The sequence below is a fragment of the Bordetella sp. genome (genome assembly GCF_057362025.1).
On record NZ_JBMQQZ010000096.1, the window covers coordinates 37,584 to 55,183 of the forward strand.

Genomic DNA, 17,600 nt, shown 5'->3' on the forward strand with positions numbered 1-17,600 from the left:
CGGAAGACTCCGCATTCATTCGGCATCTTCCGTCATATTTGCGTAGATGCGCCGCAACATCCCCTTTGCTCCCAGACATATATCGATAAGAAGGAGGAGGTTGTGAATCTTCCCCTTTGTCTGTCTTGTTAAACAAAGATTGCTAACTCACAATTCGTTATAACTAGTCGGTTCATCCTTTTGGCCGACGACGTGAGGTAGTCGTTTGCAACTGGCTGAGGGGAACTCGGATGCAGGGTGCCGAACTTGAATATCTACACGGCCGCCTTTGCATTCCGCAGTGGCGGGATTTTCTCCATGCCCAGGCCGAGGAGTTTCGCGCGCATCTGTCGACGGCGGAACTGCGCGGATTGATGAATCGCGTCGGCCTGCGATTCGCCGCGCTTCACCCGCTGGGACCGTGCGCGAGCATCGCCGACTTGCGCGATGCCATGAACGCCGTATGGAAGCCGCTGGACTGGGGCCTGGTCGAACTCGACGACCGGGACAGCGCGGCCCTGGCGATCCAGCACTTCTGCTCGCCGCTATCCGCGGCCTTCGGCCAGGCACATCTCGATTGGACGCCAGCTTTCCTGGAAGGCGTGTATCAGGGATGGATGTCGGCGGCCGGGGCGGGCGATGCGCTGCGCGTGCGGCTGCTACAGGCCGCTCCCGGCACCGGCAGCCTGCGGTTCGTATTCTCGAAACAAGGTGGCACGGCATGAACCCCGACGACGACAACGACATCGCCCGGCTGTTCGCGCAGTTCGGCGGCGACCCCGGCTCCTATCAGGAGATCGCCACGGTGGCGGCCGCGCGGGAAGCGCGCGCACGCTGGCCCGTGCTGTCGACCTTCGATCCGCTGGCCGGCATCGCCGCACCGGCCGTGGGCGCGGACGATGCATCGGTCATCGCGCAGGCGGAACGAGCTGAAGCAAAGCGCTCGGCCGAAAGCGCGCAAGATCATGATGCCGGCGCGGACAAGCCTCGCGCGCAGTTCATGCCGCCGCGGCCCAAGCCGTTCAGCCGCGACGTACCGGATGCCTTCCTCGTCCCGATCGCCCCGGCGCCGGTGGAATCGCCCCCCGCCAGGGCGACGCATACGGCCGCGCATACGGTAGATGCGCCGCTGCCGAAACCCGCCGCGCTCGACGACGACGCCCACGAGGCAGCCGCGTCCGCCTTGGCCGCCGAACCGCCGGTCGCATCGATCCCGGCGTTGCGCGCCGAGCCGACGATCGCCCCTGCCCCCGGCCCCGAAGCGGCCATGCCCGCCGCCCCCGGCGACGCACCCGCGCCAGCCGCCGGCACCGATGCGTTCCGCCGCCTGGCCGCCCGCGATGATGCGCCGGCCGGCTCGCCGCGCCTGCCCGATTTGTTCAACCGGTTGCTGTCATCTTGAAAACGATCGCGGTGATATCCGCCAAGGGCGGCGTAGGCAAAACGACGATCAGCGCCAACATGGGCGCCGCGCTGGCCCGTATGGGCCATCCCGTCGTCACGGTCGACCTGGACCCGCAGAACGCGCTGCGCCTGCACGTCGACACCCCGCAGGGCGGCCTGGACGGGCTGGCCCGCGCCACCTTGTCGCATCGGCCGTGGGACGACGCGCGCGTGGCCGGCAAGCACGGCCTGGATGTGCTGCCGCATGGACAATTGCCGGAAACGGACCGCCAGCGACTCGAGCACCTGCTGCGCGACGAACCGACCCTCCTGGCGACGCGGCTGCGCGACATGCGCCTGCCCGACGACGCCATCGTCCTGATCGATACGCCGCCCGGTCCGTCGGTATATACGCGACAGGCGATCGCCGCGGCGGACCTGGTGCTGGCCGTGACGCTGGCCGACGCGGCTTCGTACGCCGCGCTGCCGGCCACCGCATCGATGGTCGAAGCCTACGGCGCGAAGAATGAAAGCGGCGAAACGCCCTGCGTCTATGCCATCAATCAGGTCGACCAGTCGCGCCGGCTGGCCAAGGACGTCATCCAGGTCATGCGCCAGAGCCTGGGAGCGCGCACGGTCGGCGTGATCCACGACGACGAGTCGGTGCGCGAGGCCCTGGCCTGCCACATGAACGTGCTGGACTACGACCCCCATGGCCGCGCCGCGCGCGACCTGCAGCAATGCGCCCAGCACGTGCTGACGCGCCTGGAAAATCCGCGGAGCCGCACGACATGAAGCGCCGGCAGCAATCCTTCCATTACCCGCCGGAAGGTCCCGCGCCCGGCGATCGCCTGCTGCAGCGCGGCGTGTGGGCCAGCCGCCCGTTGCGCGCGGCGATCGCCGTGCTGGCGGCCCTGCTCGTGTGGCTGACGATCGTCATCCCGCTGACGCTCGAACAACAGCTGGTGTTCTGCGTGGTGACCTTCCTGTTCGCGCTGTGCGTGCGCCGCGTGGCCGGCCAACTGACCGTACTGACGCTGATCGTACTGTCGTGCACGGCATCGCTGCGCTACATGTACTGGCGCCTGACCGCCACCCTGGACTTCGACAACCTGACCGATATGCTGTTCGGCTGGGGACTGGTGCTGGCCGAATGCTATGCGCTGGCCGTCCTGCTGCTCGGGTATCTGCAGACCGCCTGGCCGCTGCGGCGCAAACCGGTGCCGCTGCCCGGCGACAGCAGCCTGTGGCCGTCGGTGGACATCTTCATTCCGACCTACAACGAGCCGTTGAACGTCGTGCGGCAGACCGTCTATACGGCGCTCACCATGGACTGGCCGGCCGACAAGCTGCGCGTATACCTGCTGGACGACGGCCGGCGCACCGCCTTCCGGGAATTCTGCGAGGAAGTCGGCGCGGGCTACATCACGCGCGAAGACAACCGCCACGCCAAGGCCGGCAACCTGAACTGGGCACTGAAGCAGACGCAGGGCGAATACGTCGCCATCTTCGACTGCGACCACGTGCCGACGCGTTCCTTCCTGCAGATGTGCATGGGCTGGTTCCTGAAGGACGAGAAGCTGGCGATGCTGCAGACGCCGCACTTTTTCTTCTCCGCCGATCCTTTCGAGAAGAACCTGCGCACTGGGCGCGCCGTCCCCAACGAGGGCGAACTGTTCTACGGCCTGGTGCAGGACGGCAACGACCTGTGGAACGCGGCGTTTTTCTGCGGCTCCTGCGCCATCCTGAAGCGCGGCCCGCTGGAAGAAGTGGGCGGCGTGGCCGTCGAGACGGTGACCGAGGACGCGCACACCGCCCTGAAGCTGAGCCGCGCCGGCTACAACACCGCTTTCCTCGGCATTCCGCAGGCGGCCGGCCTGGCCACCGAAAGCCTGTCGGCCCACATCGGCCAGCGCATACGCTGGGCGCGCGGCATGGCGCAGATTTTCCGCGTGGACAATCCCCTGGCCGGCAAAGGACTGAGTTTCGGCCAGCGCCTGTGCTACCTGAACGCGATGCTGCACTTTTTCTACGGCCTGCCGCGCATCGTCTTCCTGACCGCACCCCTGGCCTACCTGTTCTTCGGCGCGCACGTGTTCCAGGCGTCGGCCTTGATGATCACCGCCTACGCGCTGCCGCATCTGCTGCATGCCAGTTTGACGAACTCGCGCATACAGGGGCGCTTTCGCCATTCGTTCTGGAACGAGGTCTACGAATCCGTACTGGCGTGGTACATCATGCGCCCGGTGATGCTGGCGCTGATCAATCCCAAGCTGGGCAAGTTCAACGTCACCGCCAAGGGCGGCGTGATCGAGCAATCCTACTTCGACTGGACGATGGCGCGGCCCTATATCGTGCTGCTGCTGCTGAACCTGGCGGGCATGGCCGCCGGCCTGGCGGCGCTGGTCTTCGGACACGGCGACACCGACGTCAAGACCACCATCTGCATCAACCTGGCCTGGACGGTCTACAACATCGTCATCACCAGCGCGAGCGTCGCCGTGGCGGCGGAGAACCGGCAGCTGCGCGGCGATCCGCGCGTCGCCGCGCAGCTGCCCGCCATGGTCAGGCTGCCCGACGGCAAGACCATCGCGTGCGAAACCAGCGACTTCTCGCAGACCGGGCTGGGGCTGGTCCTGCCCCGCGGCGCGCGGGTGGCGCTGCACGAACAGGTGCAGATATCGATCTTTCGCGGCCGTGAGGAAGGCGTCTTTCCCGCCACCGCCGTATTCAGCCGTGACGAAAGAGTGGGCCTGCGCTTCGATGCGCTAAGCGTCGCCCAGCAGGTCGAGCTGGCCCAGCTGACCTTCGCGCGCGCGGACACCTGGGCATCCGGGTGGGGCAATCGCAAGCCCGATGCGCCGCTGGCGGCCCTGCTGGAAGTCACGAAGATCGGCGCGCACGGCTTCGCGCTGCTGCTGCGCCATTTTTTCCACGAACGCTTCCGCGCGCACCGGCGCGCCGAGGCAGCCACGCCCGCCGTCGCGGCGCAAACCTCCACCGGCACTGCGAGAGATCGATGACCGTGTTCCACAATCGCGTCCACCGCGCCCGCCGCGGCCTGTGCGGCGCGCTCGCCGGCACGCTGCTGGCCGGCGCATTCCACAGCGCCGGCGCGGCGCCGTCCGACCCGGTGCCGGCCACGGGGACCGCCGCCGCGGCGGCTTCCGTGCCCACCGGGGCGCCGGCGGCGGATGGCTCGCGCACCTATTCGCTGACCCTGAAGCAGCTGGGCGCGCAGTATCCGCTGAATATGACGGGCGTGGATGGCACCAACGGCGTACCGTTCAGCGTGCGGGCGGACGAAGTCGTCACCGGCGCGAAGTTGAAGCTGGACTACGCCTATTCACCGGCACTGCTGCCGGACCTGTCGCACATCAACGTCATGGTCAACGGCGAAGTAGCCTACAGCATCCCCGTGCCGAAAGAAGATGCCGGGAAAAACCTGCAGCGCACCGTGGACATCCCGGCGCGCCTGATCACCGACTTCAACCGCCTGAATCTGCAGCTGATCGGCCACTACACGATGCAGTGCGAAGACCCGCTGCACTCCAGCCTGTGGGCCAACGTCGGCAACGAAAGCGTGCTGCAACTGACGGTGGCGCCGCTGCGCATGCGCAATGACCTGTCGACCCTGCCGCTGCCGTTCTTCGATCGGCGCGACGTGCGGCGGCTGGTGCTGCCCATGGTCTTCGCCGGCACGCCCGATCCGGCCACGCTGGAAGCCGCCGGCGCGCTTTCGTCGTGGTTCGGCGCGCTGGCGGATTATCGCGGCGCGCGTTTCCCCACGACGCTGGGGCAGTTGCCGAAGACCGGCAATGCCGTCGTGCTGATCGCGGGCGGCGCGGCCGTGCCCGGCTTGCAAGCCGGCGCCGTCAGCGCGCCCACCGTTTCCGTGGTGGACAATCCCAACGATCCGCACGGCAAGCTGCTGCTGGTCCAGGGACGCGACAGCGCCGACCTGAAGACCGCCGCCAACGCCCTGGTGCTGGGCGGCCAGACGCTATCGGGCCAGACGGCCACCATCACCAAGCTGCAGCCGCTGATGGCCCGCAAGCCTTATGACGCGCCGAACTGGCTGCCCAGCGACCGCCCGGTGAAGTTCGGCGAGCTGGCGGACGGCCGTGCGCTGAACGTCGCGGGCTATCGCCCGGACCTGATCCGTCTGAACCTGCGCGTGCCGCCGGACCTGTTCAACTGGCAGAACAAGCGCGTGCCGGTGGACCTGAAGTACCGCTATACGCCCAGGCCGACCAGCGACAAGTCGCTGCTGACGGTCAGTCTGAACAACCAGTTCGTGCAGGCCATCCCGCTGCCGGCCGTGGCCAAAGCCTCGATCGCCGATAAGCTGCTGCAGGATTCGATGCTGCCGGCGGAGAAGCGTCTGGAGCTGCCGCTGTTCCTGCTGCCGCCGCGCTCGCAGCTGCAGCTGTACTACTCCTACGACGTGCTGAAACAGGGCGATTGCAAGGACGCGCTGCTGGACAATGTGCGCGGCGCCATCGATCCGGATTCGACGATCGATATTTCGCATATCCCGCATTTCATCGCGATGCCGGACCTGAATGCCTTCGACACAGCCGGGTTTCCGTTCACGCGCATGGCCGATCTGTCGCAGACCACTGTGGTCCTGCCCGACCGGCCGTCGGAGTCGGACTACAGCGCCTACCTGACCCTGGTGGGCCACCTGGGCGCCTCCACCGGCTACCCCGCCACCGGCATTACCGTGGCACAACCGGGCCAGGCGGCCAAGCTGGCGGACAAGGACCTGCTGGTGATCGCCTCGGGCGACAACCAGCCGCTGCTCAAGCAATGGGCCCAGTACATGCCGGCCTCCATGGACGGCAGGGAAAAGCGCTTCAGCATATCGGACCTGGTCTATCGCACGACATCCTGGCTGGGCGCGCGGCCGCAGCCGCGCGACACGCTTTCGTTCAACAGCGATAGCGCGGACGCGATGCTGGCCGGATTCGAATCGCCGCTTACCGCGGGACGCAGCGTGGTGGTCGTGTCGGGCAACAAGCCGCAGGGCCTGTCCGACGCGCTGGACGTGCTGATGGACGATAGCAGCGACGACCGCGGCATCAAGGGTTCGCTGGCGCTGGTGCGCGGCAAGCAGGCGGAAAGCCTGCTGGCGGAAGACAGCTATTACGTCGGACGGCTGGGCCCGGTGGAATACGCGGAATGGTTCTTCAGCCGCCATATGCTGGTTTTCCTGGCCTGCTGCCTGCTCGGCGCGCTGCTGCTGGCGTCCGTGCTGTACTGGTCGCTGCACGCCCGCGCGCAGCGGCGCCTGAAGCGCTGATGGACATGCGACGGCCACGCACGCATTGCCTGCTCGCGCCCGGCGCCTGGCGGCGCGCGTTCGCCCTGCTGGCCCTGTGCGTACCCTGGGCCGCCGGCGCCGCGACCTGCGAGGCGCAGCCCTGGCCGCTCTGGGAAGACTTCCAGGCGCGTTTCATCCAGCCCGACGGACGCGTGCTGGACGCCAGCACCCCGCAGCGGCATACCTCTTCCGAGGGACAGTCGTACGGCATGTTCTTCGCGCTGGTGGCCGACGACCAGCCCACCTTCGATCGCCTGTGGCAATGGACCGAAGCCAACCTGGCGGGCGGCGATATCGGCAAGCGCCTGCCGGCCTGGTTCTGGGGCCACGCCCCGGACGGGACCTGGCGCGTGCTGGACGCGAACGCCGCCTCGGATGCCGACCTGTGGCTGGCGTACGACCTGCTGGAAGCCGCCAGGCTGTGGGGCAGGAAGGACTACGCGGCGCGCGGGCAGGCCCTGCTCGCGCGCATCGAAAAGGAAGAGATCGCGAATCTTCCGGGCCTGGGCAAAATGCTGCTTCCGGGCCCGATGGGCTTCGTCCTGCCGGGCGGCATTACACGCCTGAACGCCAGCTATCTGCCGCCGCCCGTGCTGCGCAGGCTGGCGACGGCGGGCCAGGCCGCGGTCTGGCATGACGTCGCGCGCAATACGCCCGCCGTCTACGCCGCCGGCCTGGACACCGGCTACGTACCGGACTGGGTGGCCTACGTCGCGCCCGCCGCGTCCGAAGCGAAGGCGCCGCACGGCCGCTTCGCCACCGATCCGCTCAAGGGGGACGTCGGCAGCTATGACGCCATCCGCGCCTATCTGTGGGCGGGCGTGACGCCCGACGACGATGCGCTGGCGGCACCTTTGCGCCAGGCGACGCGCGGGCTTGCCGCCGCGACCGCCGTACTGGGATATCCGCCGGAATCCGTTCGGACGGCCACCGGCGTCGCCGAGGGCACGGGCCAATTCGGCTTCTCCGCGGCGCTGCTGCCCTATCTGCAGGTCACGAACCGGACGGACCTGCTGGCCGCGCAGCGCGCGCGTGTGCTGGCGCTGCTTGAACAGGCCCGCGCCAAGGCCGATGCGACCGGTTCGCAGGCGCCTTACTACGACTATGTCCTGACGCTCTTCGGCCTGGGCTGGAGCGAAGGGCGCTACCGCTTCCGTACCGCCGGTACCGTACAACCTTCCTGGGAAAAATCATGCCGCCGCGTCTCAGCTCCCTAGCCGCCGGCCTGCTCGCCGCGTCCATGCCCCTGGCCGCATGGGCGCAGGACGGCGCCATCGACGTGCTGGTGAAACAAGGCCAGTACTGGCAACAGCGCAACAATGCGGAGCGCTCCGGCGAAGCCTGGCAAAAGCTGCTGCGCATCGATCCGAACCAGCCGGACGCGCTGTACGGCCTGGGCATCGACGCGGTCAAGGCCAACAAGCCGGCCGACGCGCGCAGATACCTGGATCGGCTGCGCGCGGTGGATCCCGACAGCCTGCGCGTGGCGCGCCTGAACCAGGCCATCGAACTGGGCAGCGGCGAAGGCAAGCGCATGCTGGAGCAAGCGCGGCTTGCCATACAGTCCAACGACCCCAACAAGGCCCTGGAAAACTATCGCGCGGCGTTCAAGAATGTCCCGCATCCCACGGGCGACATCGCGCTGGAATACTACAGCCGGCTCGGCTATACGGCGGCGGGACGCGCGGAAGCCTTGCGCAACCTGCAGCGCCTTTCGCGGGAAGATCCGGGCAATAACGAAATCCGCCTGAACATCGCGCAGATCACGGCGCTGGACGAAAAGCAGCGCGCGGACGGCATACGCGCCCTGGAAAAACTGACCAACCTGCCCGATGTGGGCGGCGCGGCCACCGAAAGCTGGCGCGAGGCGCTGGGCTATCTGGGCAATCCGCCGCGCAAGGCCGATGCGCCCCTGTTCGAAGCCTACCTGAAGGTGCATCCGGAGGACGACGAGATCCGCCAGCAGTACGCCAACATCGGCAAGGCGCCCGCCGCCGGCGCGGCGCCGGTCGATCCCTTGCGCGCGCGCACGGATGCCGGACTGCGCGCCATGAACCAGGGCAACATGGCCGCGGCAGAAACCGAGTTCAATGCCGTGCTGCGGGCCCGGCCCGACTACGCCGACGCGCTCGGCGGCCTGGGCGTGGTGCGCCTGCGCCAGCAGCGCTTCGACGACGCCAGTGCGCTGCTGGAACGCGCGGTGCGCAGCGGCGGCGCGCGATGGCAGACCGCGCGGGAGAACGCCGCGTACTGGACGCTGGTCACGCGCGCGAACGCGGCGCGGCAGGCCGGCGACACCGCCGGCGCCGACCGCCTGTTGCGGCAGGCCATGAAGGTGTCGCCGCGCGAGCCCGCGGCCGCCACCCAGCTTGCCGCCATCGCGGCCGGCGAGGGCAGGCTGGACGAAGCGGAACGGCTGTATCGCGGCGCCCTGGCGGTAGCGCCCGACGATGCCGACGCCCTGCGCGGACTGGTATCGGTGCTGGCCCGCAACGGCAAGGAGAGCGAAGCGCGCCGCATGGTCGACGGCCTGACGCCGGCCCAGCGGACGGCGGTCGGCAACGTCGGCATCCTGCGTGCCGCACTGGACGACGGCCGCGCCAAGGCCGCGCTGGCACGCGGCGACGACGCCGCCGCGCAGGCCGCGCTGCAACAGGCCGTCAAGGAAGATCCCGCCGATCCCTGGATACGCGTGTCGCTGGCGCGGCTGTATCTGAAAGCGGGGGATAAAGCGCGCGCGCTCGCCACCATGGATGAACTGACGGCGGCGCGGCCGGGCGACGACCAGGCCCTGTACGCGAGCGCGCTGATTTCCGCGCAAGCCAAGGAATGGAATCGGGCGCTCGCCACCTTGCGCCGCATCCCGGAAGCCGCGCGCACCGCCGACGTGACGCTGCTGGAGCGCCGCACCTGGGTCCAATCGCAGGCCGCGCTGGCATCGCGCATGGCCAAGAGCGGCCGGCGCAAGGACGCGCTGAACCTGCTGGCGCAAAGCACCGCCTACGCCGGACAGGACCCCGACATGCTTGGCGCCCTGGCGCTGGCCTACGTCGACGCGGGCGACACGCCTACCGGCACGGCCATGCTGCGCGACGCGATGGCGCGCGGCAATCCGCCGCCGGCCCTATCGCTGCAATACGCGTCCCTGCTGCTGAAGACGGGGCGGGATGCCGAACTGGTCGATGTGCTGCGGTCTCTGCAGCGGCAGCGCCTGAGCCAGGCCGACCAGGACAGTTTCGACAACCTGCGGGTACTGTATATCGTGCGGCAGGCTGAAGCCTTGCGCCAACGCGACGACCTGGTCGCCGCCTATGACATCCTGGCGCCCGTCCTGCAGGAACGACCCAACGACCCCCTGGTGGTCGGCACGCTGGCCCGCATGTACGCCAGCGCGCAGGAATACCCGAAGGCGCTGGATCTGTACAAGAAGCTGCAGCACAGCGATCCCGGCAACGTCGACGTGCAGCTGGGCGCCGCGCAAATGGCCAACCGCGTCAAGGACTACGACTACGCGGACAGCGCCGCGCAGAAGGCGATCGCGCTGGCGCCCGATAGCCCGGACGTACTGGCATCCGCCGCGCGCATCTATCGCGAACAGGGCAAGACGTCGAAGGCCGCGCAACTGCTGAAAGCCGCCTTGGCGGCTGAACAATCGGGCGGCAATGGCACGCGCGTGGCGAACGCCTCGCCCGCGGCGGGCAATCCCTTCATCGGACTGCCGGGACAGCGCACGCAATCGACCCTGGGCATGGCGCCGCTGCCGATGCCCGAAGCGCTGGCGAGCGCCGGCGCGGCCAGCGCCGGCCAGAGTGCCTATATCCCCGCCCCGGCTTCGTCGCTGCCACCGCCGGCGCCCTACCAGGCACCCGCGGGATCGGTGCAATACGCCTCTGCGGATACCGCTGCGCCGGGTTATGCGCCAACGGCAGGTTACGCACGCGCACCGGGCTACGCGCCGGCACCGGCTTACGCGCCGCCGGGCTACGCCGCCGCCCCCGGCTATGGGGCGCCGCGCGCGGACGGCTACGGATATGCGCAGGCCGGCGGCACGGGCGGCGGCCGCGCCGCGGCGCCCGCTGCCCAGCCCGCCGCACCGCCCTCCATACAACAGGAGCTGGACCAGCTCATGCGTACCGCGACGCCCTATGCGCAGGTCGGCCTGCTGGGCCGCAACCGCAACGGCGAATCGGGCATGGGCAAGCTCAACGACATCGAAGCGCCGTCCGAAGCCCGCCTGCCGGTGGGCGACGGCAATCTCACCTTGCGCGTCACGCCCACCACCCTGCAGGCCGGTTCGATCGGCCAAGGCTATGGCGCCAACAGCCGGTTCGGTGGCGGCCCGGCCGCGGCGCTGGCCCAACAGAACGGTACGACGGGATCGGCGGGATCGCAGAGCGACCATGGCGTCGGCCTGTCCGTAAGCTACGACACCAACGGCCTGTCCGCCGACCTGGGCACGACGCCCATCGGCTTTCGCTACACGAACGTGGTCGGCGGCGTGAAGCTGAACCGCCCGCTCAACGATAGCGGCCTGTCCTATACGGCCGAGCTGTCGCGCCGCCCGGTCACCGACAGCCTGCTTTCCTTCGCCGGCGCGCGCGATGCCCGCACCGGCCAGTCCTGGGGCGCGGTCGCGGCGACCGGCGTCCGGCTCCAGCTGACGCAGGACTATGGCGACTACGGCGTATATGGCTACGGATCCTGGCAGTCGCTGGACGGCCGCAACGTCGAATCGAACACCAAACTGGAAGGCGGGGTCGGCCTGTACAAGTACCTGCTGCGCGATACCGACTACCAGCTGACCAGCGGGCTGAACCTGATGGCCATGTCCTATGACAAGAACCTCAGCTACTTCACCTACGGCCAGGGCGGCTACTTCAGTCCGCAGGAATACTACGCGCTCAGCGTGCCGGTGAACTGGGCGCAGCGGCAAGGCAACTTCAGCTACCAGGTGCGCGGATCGCTGGGCCTGCAGTACTTCCATACAAGTTCATCGCCGTACTTCCCGACCAGCGGCAGCCTGCAGAGCGCCGCCAACGCGGCCGCGGCCATCGCCTATGCGCAAGGGCAGACCGGCTCGCCGGATGCCCGCTACGACGGCCAGAGCAAGACCGGCGTGGGCTACAGCCTGTCGACCAGCGCCGAATACCAGGTCGGCCCGCAGTTATTCCTGGGCGGCATGGCAGGCATCGACAACGCGCGCGACTACCGCCAATGGGTGGGCGGCCTGTATGCCCGCTATACCTTCGACGCCGTGCCGGGCGGCGTCAGCCTGCCCGCCAACACCTTTAAGTCGCCGTACATGCAGTAAAGGCCGCGCTCCGTTCCGCCCGCGCCACCGTATTCCTGTTTATTTTCGTAGAGAGATATTTATGCTACCTGCCGTTCTCGCCGGACTGTCCATCCTTATCGTGGGCGACAGCCACATGACCGTCCCCACGCACCTGATCACCACGCTGCACGACGACCTGGTGCAGCGGGGCGCGCACGTGCATTCGCTGGGCATCTGCGGCGCGAATGCCGGCGACTGGACCAAGGTCACGACCGGCACCTGCGGCGGCGCCGAACGCGTGGACAAAGGCCCGATCAAGGTCCTGGGCGCCAATCCGCAGACCCGGCCGATCAAGCAGCTGATCGCCACCGACAAGCCCAACATCGTCATGATCGTCATGGGCGACACCATGGCCGCCTACGACAAGCCGGACTTTCCCAAGACCTGGGCGTGGCAGCAGGTGACGGCGCTGACGGGCGATATCGCCGCCACCAACACGGCCTGCATCTGGATCGGCCCGGCCTGGGGCAGCGAAGGCGGCAAATTCGGCAAGACCTTCGCCCGCGTCAAGCTGATGTCCAGCTTCCTGGCGGCCAATGTCTCGCCGTGCGTCTACATCGATTCGCTGAACTTCTCCAAGCCGGGGCAGTGGGGCACGGTCGACGGCCAGCACTTCACCGCGCCCGGCTACAAGCAGTGGGGCGATGCCATCACCAAGGCCGTCCTGGAGCTGCCGCTGGTCAAGGGCATGGAGAAAAAATGATGCCCATCCGCCATTGCCTGCTGGCCCTCGCGCTGGCCGTGGCGCCCCTGGCCGCCGCCACCGCCGCCGAGACCCAGTTGTATGAAACCGGCCCGTCCGAAGACGCCTCGTTCCTGCGTTTCGTCAATGCCACCGCCACGCCCGTCACCGTGGTGCCGGACAACCGGCAGACACGCATCGTGCTGGATGCGGCCCGGCCGGCCACCGACTTCCTGCCGGTGAAGGCCAACAGCGCGATCGCCGGCGCGATCGAGCAGGGCAGCGCCCGCGCGGCGGTATCGGTGCGCGTGGCGCCCGGCGCCTTCGCCACGGTGGCCGTGCTGCCGGACGGCAAGGGCGGCATCAAGACCGTCACGGTGGCCGAACAGCCGGACGACTTCAACGGCCTGAAGGCGTCGCTGGCCTTCTACAGCCTGGATCCGTCCTGCGCGCATGCCGGCCTGCAGGCGGCGGGGCGGGGCATCGCCATCGTCGACGACGTCGCGACGGGCACGCTGAAGCGTCGCGCCATCAACCCCGTCGCGCTGTCGGTGCAGGCAGCCTGCGCGGGCCAGCCCGCCGGCGCGCCGCTGGACCTGGGCCAATTGCAGGCGGGCAAGCGCTATAGCGTCCTGGCGATCCCCGGATCGTCGGGCACCCGCTTGATACGCGTCGACGACACACTGGCGCGCTGATTCTCCTGGCGACATCGCGGGCCGCCGCCATCGATCCGCGGCCCGGGCTTATCCTGTATCCGGTCACTCCATGGTTTTCGCGTCGCTGGAATTCCTGACGCTGTTCCTGCCAGCGTTCCTCATCGCCTACGTCCTGGCGGGCGTGGGGGGTGGCCGCGCCGTGTACCGGCGCAACGCCGTGCTGCTGGCATCCAGCTGGGTGTTCTACGGCTGGTGGAGCCCGGAATTCCTGTTCCTGTTCATCGCCCTGACGCTGCTGGGCTGGTTGGGCGGGATCCTGATCGACAAGGCGGGCGACGGCCGCCGCCGCGGCTGGACGCTGGCGATACTGATCGGCATCGCGCTGGGCACGCTGGGCTGGTACAAGTACGCCAACATCGTGGTCGATACGCTGAACACGGCGATCGGCGCGGCCGGCGGGCATCCCGTCGGCTGGCAGCGCGTCGTGCTGCCCATCGGGCTTTCCTTCATCGTCCTGCAGTCGATTTCCTACCTGATCGATGTGTACCGCCGCACGGTGCCGGCCGACTACAGTTTCGTGACCTTCGGCGCGTACCAGGCGATGTTCGTCCACTTGATCGCCGGCCCGATCATCCGCTACGACTGGGTCAAGCGCGAGCTCATCGCGCGCACGGTGGACTGGCCGCAGTTCGCGCTGGGCGCGCGGCGCTTCATGATCGGCATCAGCATGAAAGTGCTGATCGCCGATACGCTTGCGCCATTGGTCGACACGGCCTTCGCGCTGCCGCATCCTTCGCTGGCCGATGCCTGGCTGGGCTGCCTGGGCTATACGCTGCAGTTGTTCTTCGATTTCGCCGGCTACAGCGCCATGGCCATCGGCCTGGGACTGATGCTGGGATTCCACTTCCCGGAGAACTTCCTGCATCCCTACCTGGCGCGCAGCATCCAGGACTTCTGGCGGCGCTGGCACATATCGCTTTCCACCTGGCTGCGCGACTATCTGTATATCCCGCTCGGCGGCAATCGCCACGGCGTCGCGCGCACCTACCGCAACCTTCTTCTGACCATGGCCATCGCCGGCCTGTGGCATGGCGGCGACAGCTGGAATTTCCTGCTGTGGGGCATCGCGCACGGCCTGGCGCTATGCGCCGAGCGCCTGTGGATCAACAGCGGCTTGCCCGCGCTGCCGCGCCTGCCCGCCCGCGTGCTGACGCTGCTGTTCGTCATGCTGGCGTGGACCATCTTCCGCGCCCATACTTTCGATGGCGCGCTGGCCATGTACGCGGGCCAGTTCGGCCTGCACGGCATCGCCCTGGGCGACGAGATGCGGCTGGCGCTGCGGCCCGTCCACGTCATGACGATGGCGCTGGGCATTTTCTGCGCCTTCGCGCCCGCCCTGGCTCCATGGATGGAGCGCTTCCGGAATCCGGCCGTGCTGACCGCGGGCGCGCTGTGGCCGGTCATGGGTTTTCTGTTTTCCTTCGCGCTGATCGCCAGCCGCGGCGCCGTGCCGTTCCTGTACTTCCAGTTCTGAGCCATGACGCCAAGCGCTCCTCCCATCGACCATCCCAGTCGCATCGCGCGCTGGACGAGCCAGCTGGCCGGCGCGGCGCTGGTTCTCTTCCTGCTGGCCGGCCTGGTCACAACCGTCGTCCAGGCCGCCCGCGGCACGCTGGATCTGCTCCCGCAAGGCTTCACCTGGCCCGCTTTCATGCGCGGCGACACCACCCGCGCGCTGGCCCACGCCCTGTCCGATGCGCCGCTTCCCGCCGAGTCCGCCAGGCTGGAACGCGGATTCAGCTGGGTCGTGGCCGGCGACCTGGGTCCGCGCGTCCGCCAGGGCTGCCCGGGGTGGCTGTTCCTGACCGACGAGTTCATGCGCTATCCGCACGCGGAAGACAACGCGCTATCGCGCGCGCGGGAAGTCGGACGCGTCAAGGACGAATTGGCCGCGCGGCATATCGCGCTGGTCGTGGCGGTCGTGCCTGACAAAAGCCGCATCGCCGCCGATCGCCTGTGCGGCCTGCAGCGGCCCGCGGCATCCGCGCCGCGCCTGGATCGCTGGGTCGCGCAACTGCGCGCCGAAGGCGTGGACGCCGTGAATCTGGCGCCGGCCCTGGCGGCGGTCGATGGCGCTGGCGATAACGCTAAAGGTGGTAACGATGGCCGCGGCAACGGCGGACTCCAAAGGGACGACCGCGGCGGCAACATGTCCGGCGCCTATCTGCGCACCGACACCCATTGGAACGAAGCGGGCGCGGCGCGGGCCGCCGCCGAGCTGGCCCAGGCAATACGCCGGACCGGCGTGAAGGTGTCCCCTCGCACGGACTGGACCGTGCAGAGCGGCATCAAGACCGTGCCGGGCGATCTGATCCGCCTGGCCGGCCTGGACTGGCTGCCCCCGGCCCTGCAACCGCCGCCGGACATCACGCGCGTGTCCGTCTTCACCCAGGCGCCCCAGCCCGCGGGCACGAGCGACGCCGACGATCTTTTTGGCGATAGCAATCTGCCCAACACCGCGCTGATCGGCACATCCTTCTCGCGCAACGGCAATTTCGTGCCCTACCTGGAACGGGACCTGCACGCACGCGTTCCCGATTTCGCGAAGGACGGCGGCGACTTCGCCGGGGCCGCCAATGCGTACTTCGGCGGCGCCGCCTTCAAGCAGACACCGCCGAAACTGCTGATCTGGGAAATTCCCGAACGCGTGATCGAGGCGCCGCGCAATGGCGACACGATCGCGCTCGGTCCGCGTTGACACGTATTGCCACGGCCAGTTGCCGGTGCCTTGCTGCCAGTGCCTTTACCCCAGCGGCCTTTACCGCCAAGCGCCTTTAACGCCAGCAGTCTTTGGCGCTAGGAACCTTCGCGCGACGCCGTGGAAGGATTCGGCGTGCACGCCGATGCGCCGCCCAACGTATTGCGCACCCATACCAGCTCGGCGGCGATCGCCACCGCGATCTCGGCCGGCGTGCGGCTGGCGATACGCAATCCCACCGGCCCATGCAGGCGGCCGATTTCCTCGTCGGAAAGATCGAACAGGCGCAAGCGTTCGCGGCGCTTGGCCTGGTTGGGCGCCGAGCCCAGCGCGCCCACATAGAAGGCGGGCGACTTCAGCGCTTCGAGCAAAGCCATATCGTCCAGCTTGGGATCGTGCGTGACCGCCACGATGGCGGTGCGTTCGTCCGTGCCGATCTCATTCACCGTGTCGTCCGGCATCGAAGTCAGCAGGGTCACGTTCGGCAGGTTCCAGTCCGCGAAAAACTCTTCGCGCGGATCGCATACCATCACGTGGAAATCCAGCGCCGAGGCAATCTCGCTCAGCACCCGGGCCGTCTGGTTGGCGCCGATGATCAGCAACCGCCAATGCGGGCCGTAGACCGAACGAAACGTGCGGCCATCGAAGTCCGGACCGTCGATAGGACTGGCCGGGGCCAATGAACAGACCCCCGTCTGCAGATCGACGGTACGCATCACCAGTCGATGCGCGCGCACGTCCGCCAGCACCGGATCCAGCCACACCGTATCCAGCAGCGGCTCCACCACCAGGCGCAGCGTGCCGCCGCAGGGCAGGCCGAAACGCGCGGCCTCTTCGCTGGTGATGCCGTACGTCACCCGGTCTGCCATATCCGGCAGCGTGCCCGCCACCGCGCGCGCGATCAGGTCGTCTTCCACGCAACCGCCCGACACGGAGCCGACCAGCCTGCCGTCGCCGCGCAATGCCGCCAACGCCCCTGCTTGCCGGGGTGCCGAACCCCAGGTCTGTACAACGGTAATCAGGTGTACGCGATGGCCTTCCGCGACCCAGTCGCGTGCGTGCTGCAATACATCGATATCCAGGGAATTCATGAAGCGCCCTTCCGAGAGGCCCTTAAAGCCTGCCGCGCCCAGCGTCGCGGCACGACGTGTGAGGGCGCCCCCCTTTACCGGGGCGCCGCCGGGAACGGTTACTTTACAAGAGGCGGCCATGAGCGTCGATGCCGGGCCGTGGAGACCGCGCCGGGCACCCAAAAAAAAATCGGCCCTCGCGGGGAGGGCCGATGTACTGCACCGAGAGGACTGCCACTTACAGCACCCCCGCCTCTCGCCGGGGGAACCGTCCATCCGTACGGGCATGAACGGCCGGACTTCCTGATGGCGCGGTCCGCGACACTTGCCGGACCCCGATGCTGACCGGTCACCCGATCGCGCGATCACGCCACCCGTGGCTGGATTCGCCGTCGGTGCTTACGCACCTTCGAA

At 68.3% G+C, this 17,600-nt stretch carries 12 protein-coding genes; 11 read left to right on the forward strand and 1 reads right to left on the reverse strand.

Features of this window, described 5'->3' with window-relative positions:
- Nucleotides 1-230 precede the first annotated feature (230 nt).
- The 11 genes from bcsD (at nt 231) to ACO1P8_RS21615 (ending at nt 16,116) form a co-directional block, all read left to right on the forward strand.
- Nucleotides 231-704 (forward strand): cellulose biosynthesis protein BcsD, encoded by a 474-nt coding sequence (bcsD, locus tag ACO1P8_RS21565; protein ID WP_486297904.1) that lies wholly within the window; start codon nt 231-233, stop codon nt 702-704.
- On the forward strand, nt 701-1,381 hold the full coding sequence (gene bcsP / locus ACO1P8_RS21570; protein WP_486297905.1) for a cellulose biosynthesis protein BcsP: 681 nt from the start codon (nt 701-703) through the stop codon (nt 1,379-1,381). The genes bcsD and bcsP overlap by 4 nt, the downstream gene beginning before the upstream one ends.
- Complete coding sequence (gene bcsQ, locus ACO1P8_RS21575; protein WP_486297906.1) at nt 1,378-2,157, forward strand: cellulose biosynthesis protein BcsQ; 780 nt, start codon at nt 1,378-1,380, stop codon at nt 2,155-2,157. Before bcsP ends, bcsQ begins: the two co-directional genes overlap by 4 nt.
- Nucleotides 2,154-4,385: a UDP-forming cellulose synthase catalytic subunit gene (bcsA, locus tag ACO1P8_RS21580; protein ID WP_486297907.1), complete on the forward strand. Its 2,232-nt coding sequence runs from the start codon at nt 2,154-2,156 to the stop codon at nt 4,383-4,385. The genes bcsQ and bcsA overlap by 4 nt, the downstream gene beginning before the upstream one ends.
- Nucleotides 4,382-6,667 (forward strand): cellulose biosynthesis cyclic di-GMP-binding regulatory protein BcsB, encoded by a 2,286-nt coding sequence (bcsB, locus tag ACO1P8_RS21585; protein ID WP_486297908.1) that lies wholly within the window; start codon nt 4,382-4,384, stop codon nt 6,665-6,667. Before bcsA ends, bcsB begins: the two co-directional genes overlap by 4 nt.
- On the forward strand, nt 6,667-7,905 hold the full coding sequence (gene bcsZ, locus ACO1P8_RS21590) for a cellulose synthase complex periplasmic endoglucanase BcsZ (RefSeq protein ID WP_486297909.1): 1,239 nt from the start codon (nt 6,667-6,669) through the stop codon (nt 7,903-7,905). Before bcsB ends, bcsZ begins: the two co-directional genes overlap by 1 nt.
- Nucleotides 7,881-11,999, forward strand: a complete 4,119-nt coding sequence (locus ACO1P8_RS21595) for a cellulose biosynthesis protein BcsC (protein WP_486297910.1) — start codon at nt 7,881-7,883, stop codon at nt 11,997-11,999. Before bcsZ ends, ACO1P8_RS21595 begins: the two co-directional genes overlap by 25 nt.
- Nucleotides 12,000-12,060: 61 nt before the next feature.
- On the forward strand, nt 12,061-12,723 hold the full coding sequence (locus ACO1P8_RS21600) for an SGNH/GDSL hydrolase family protein (protein WP_486297911.1): 663 nt from the start codon (nt 12,061-12,063) through the stop codon (nt 12,721-12,723).
- Complete coding sequence (locus tag ACO1P8_RS21605) at nt 12,720-13,397, forward strand: alginate O-acetyltransferase AlgF (RefSeq protein ID WP_486297912.1); 678 nt, start codon at nt 12,720-12,722, stop codon at nt 13,395-13,397. The genes ACO1P8_RS21600 and ACO1P8_RS21605 overlap by 4 nt, the downstream gene beginning before the upstream one ends.
- Nucleotides 13,398-13,467: 70 nt before the next feature.
- Complete coding sequence (locus ACO1P8_RS21610) at nt 13,468-14,892, forward strand: MBOAT family O-acyltransferase (protein WP_486297913.1); 1,425 nt, start codon at nt 13,468-13,470, stop codon at nt 14,890-14,892.
- Nucleotides 14,893-14,895: 3 nt separating this feature from the next.
- Nucleotides 14,896-16,116 carry an alginate O-acetyltransferase AlgX-related protein gene (locus ACO1P8_RS21615; protein ID WP_486297914.1) on the forward strand — a complete coding sequence of 407 codons (1,221 nt, stop codon included), beginning with the start codon at nt 14,896-14,898 and terminating at the stop codon, nt 16,114-16,116.
- 98 nt (nt 16,117-16,214) lie between these two features.
- Here ACO1P8_RS21615 and ACO1P8_RS21620 read toward each other — a convergent pair whose 3' ends face one another.
- Nucleotides 16,215-17,207: an XdhC family protein gene (locus tag ACO1P8_RS21620; protein ID WP_486297915.1), complete on the reverse strand. Its 993-nt coding sequence runs from the start codon at nt 17,205-17,207 to the stop codon at nt 16,215-16,217.
- Nucleotides 17,208-17,600 lie beyond the last annotated feature (393 nt).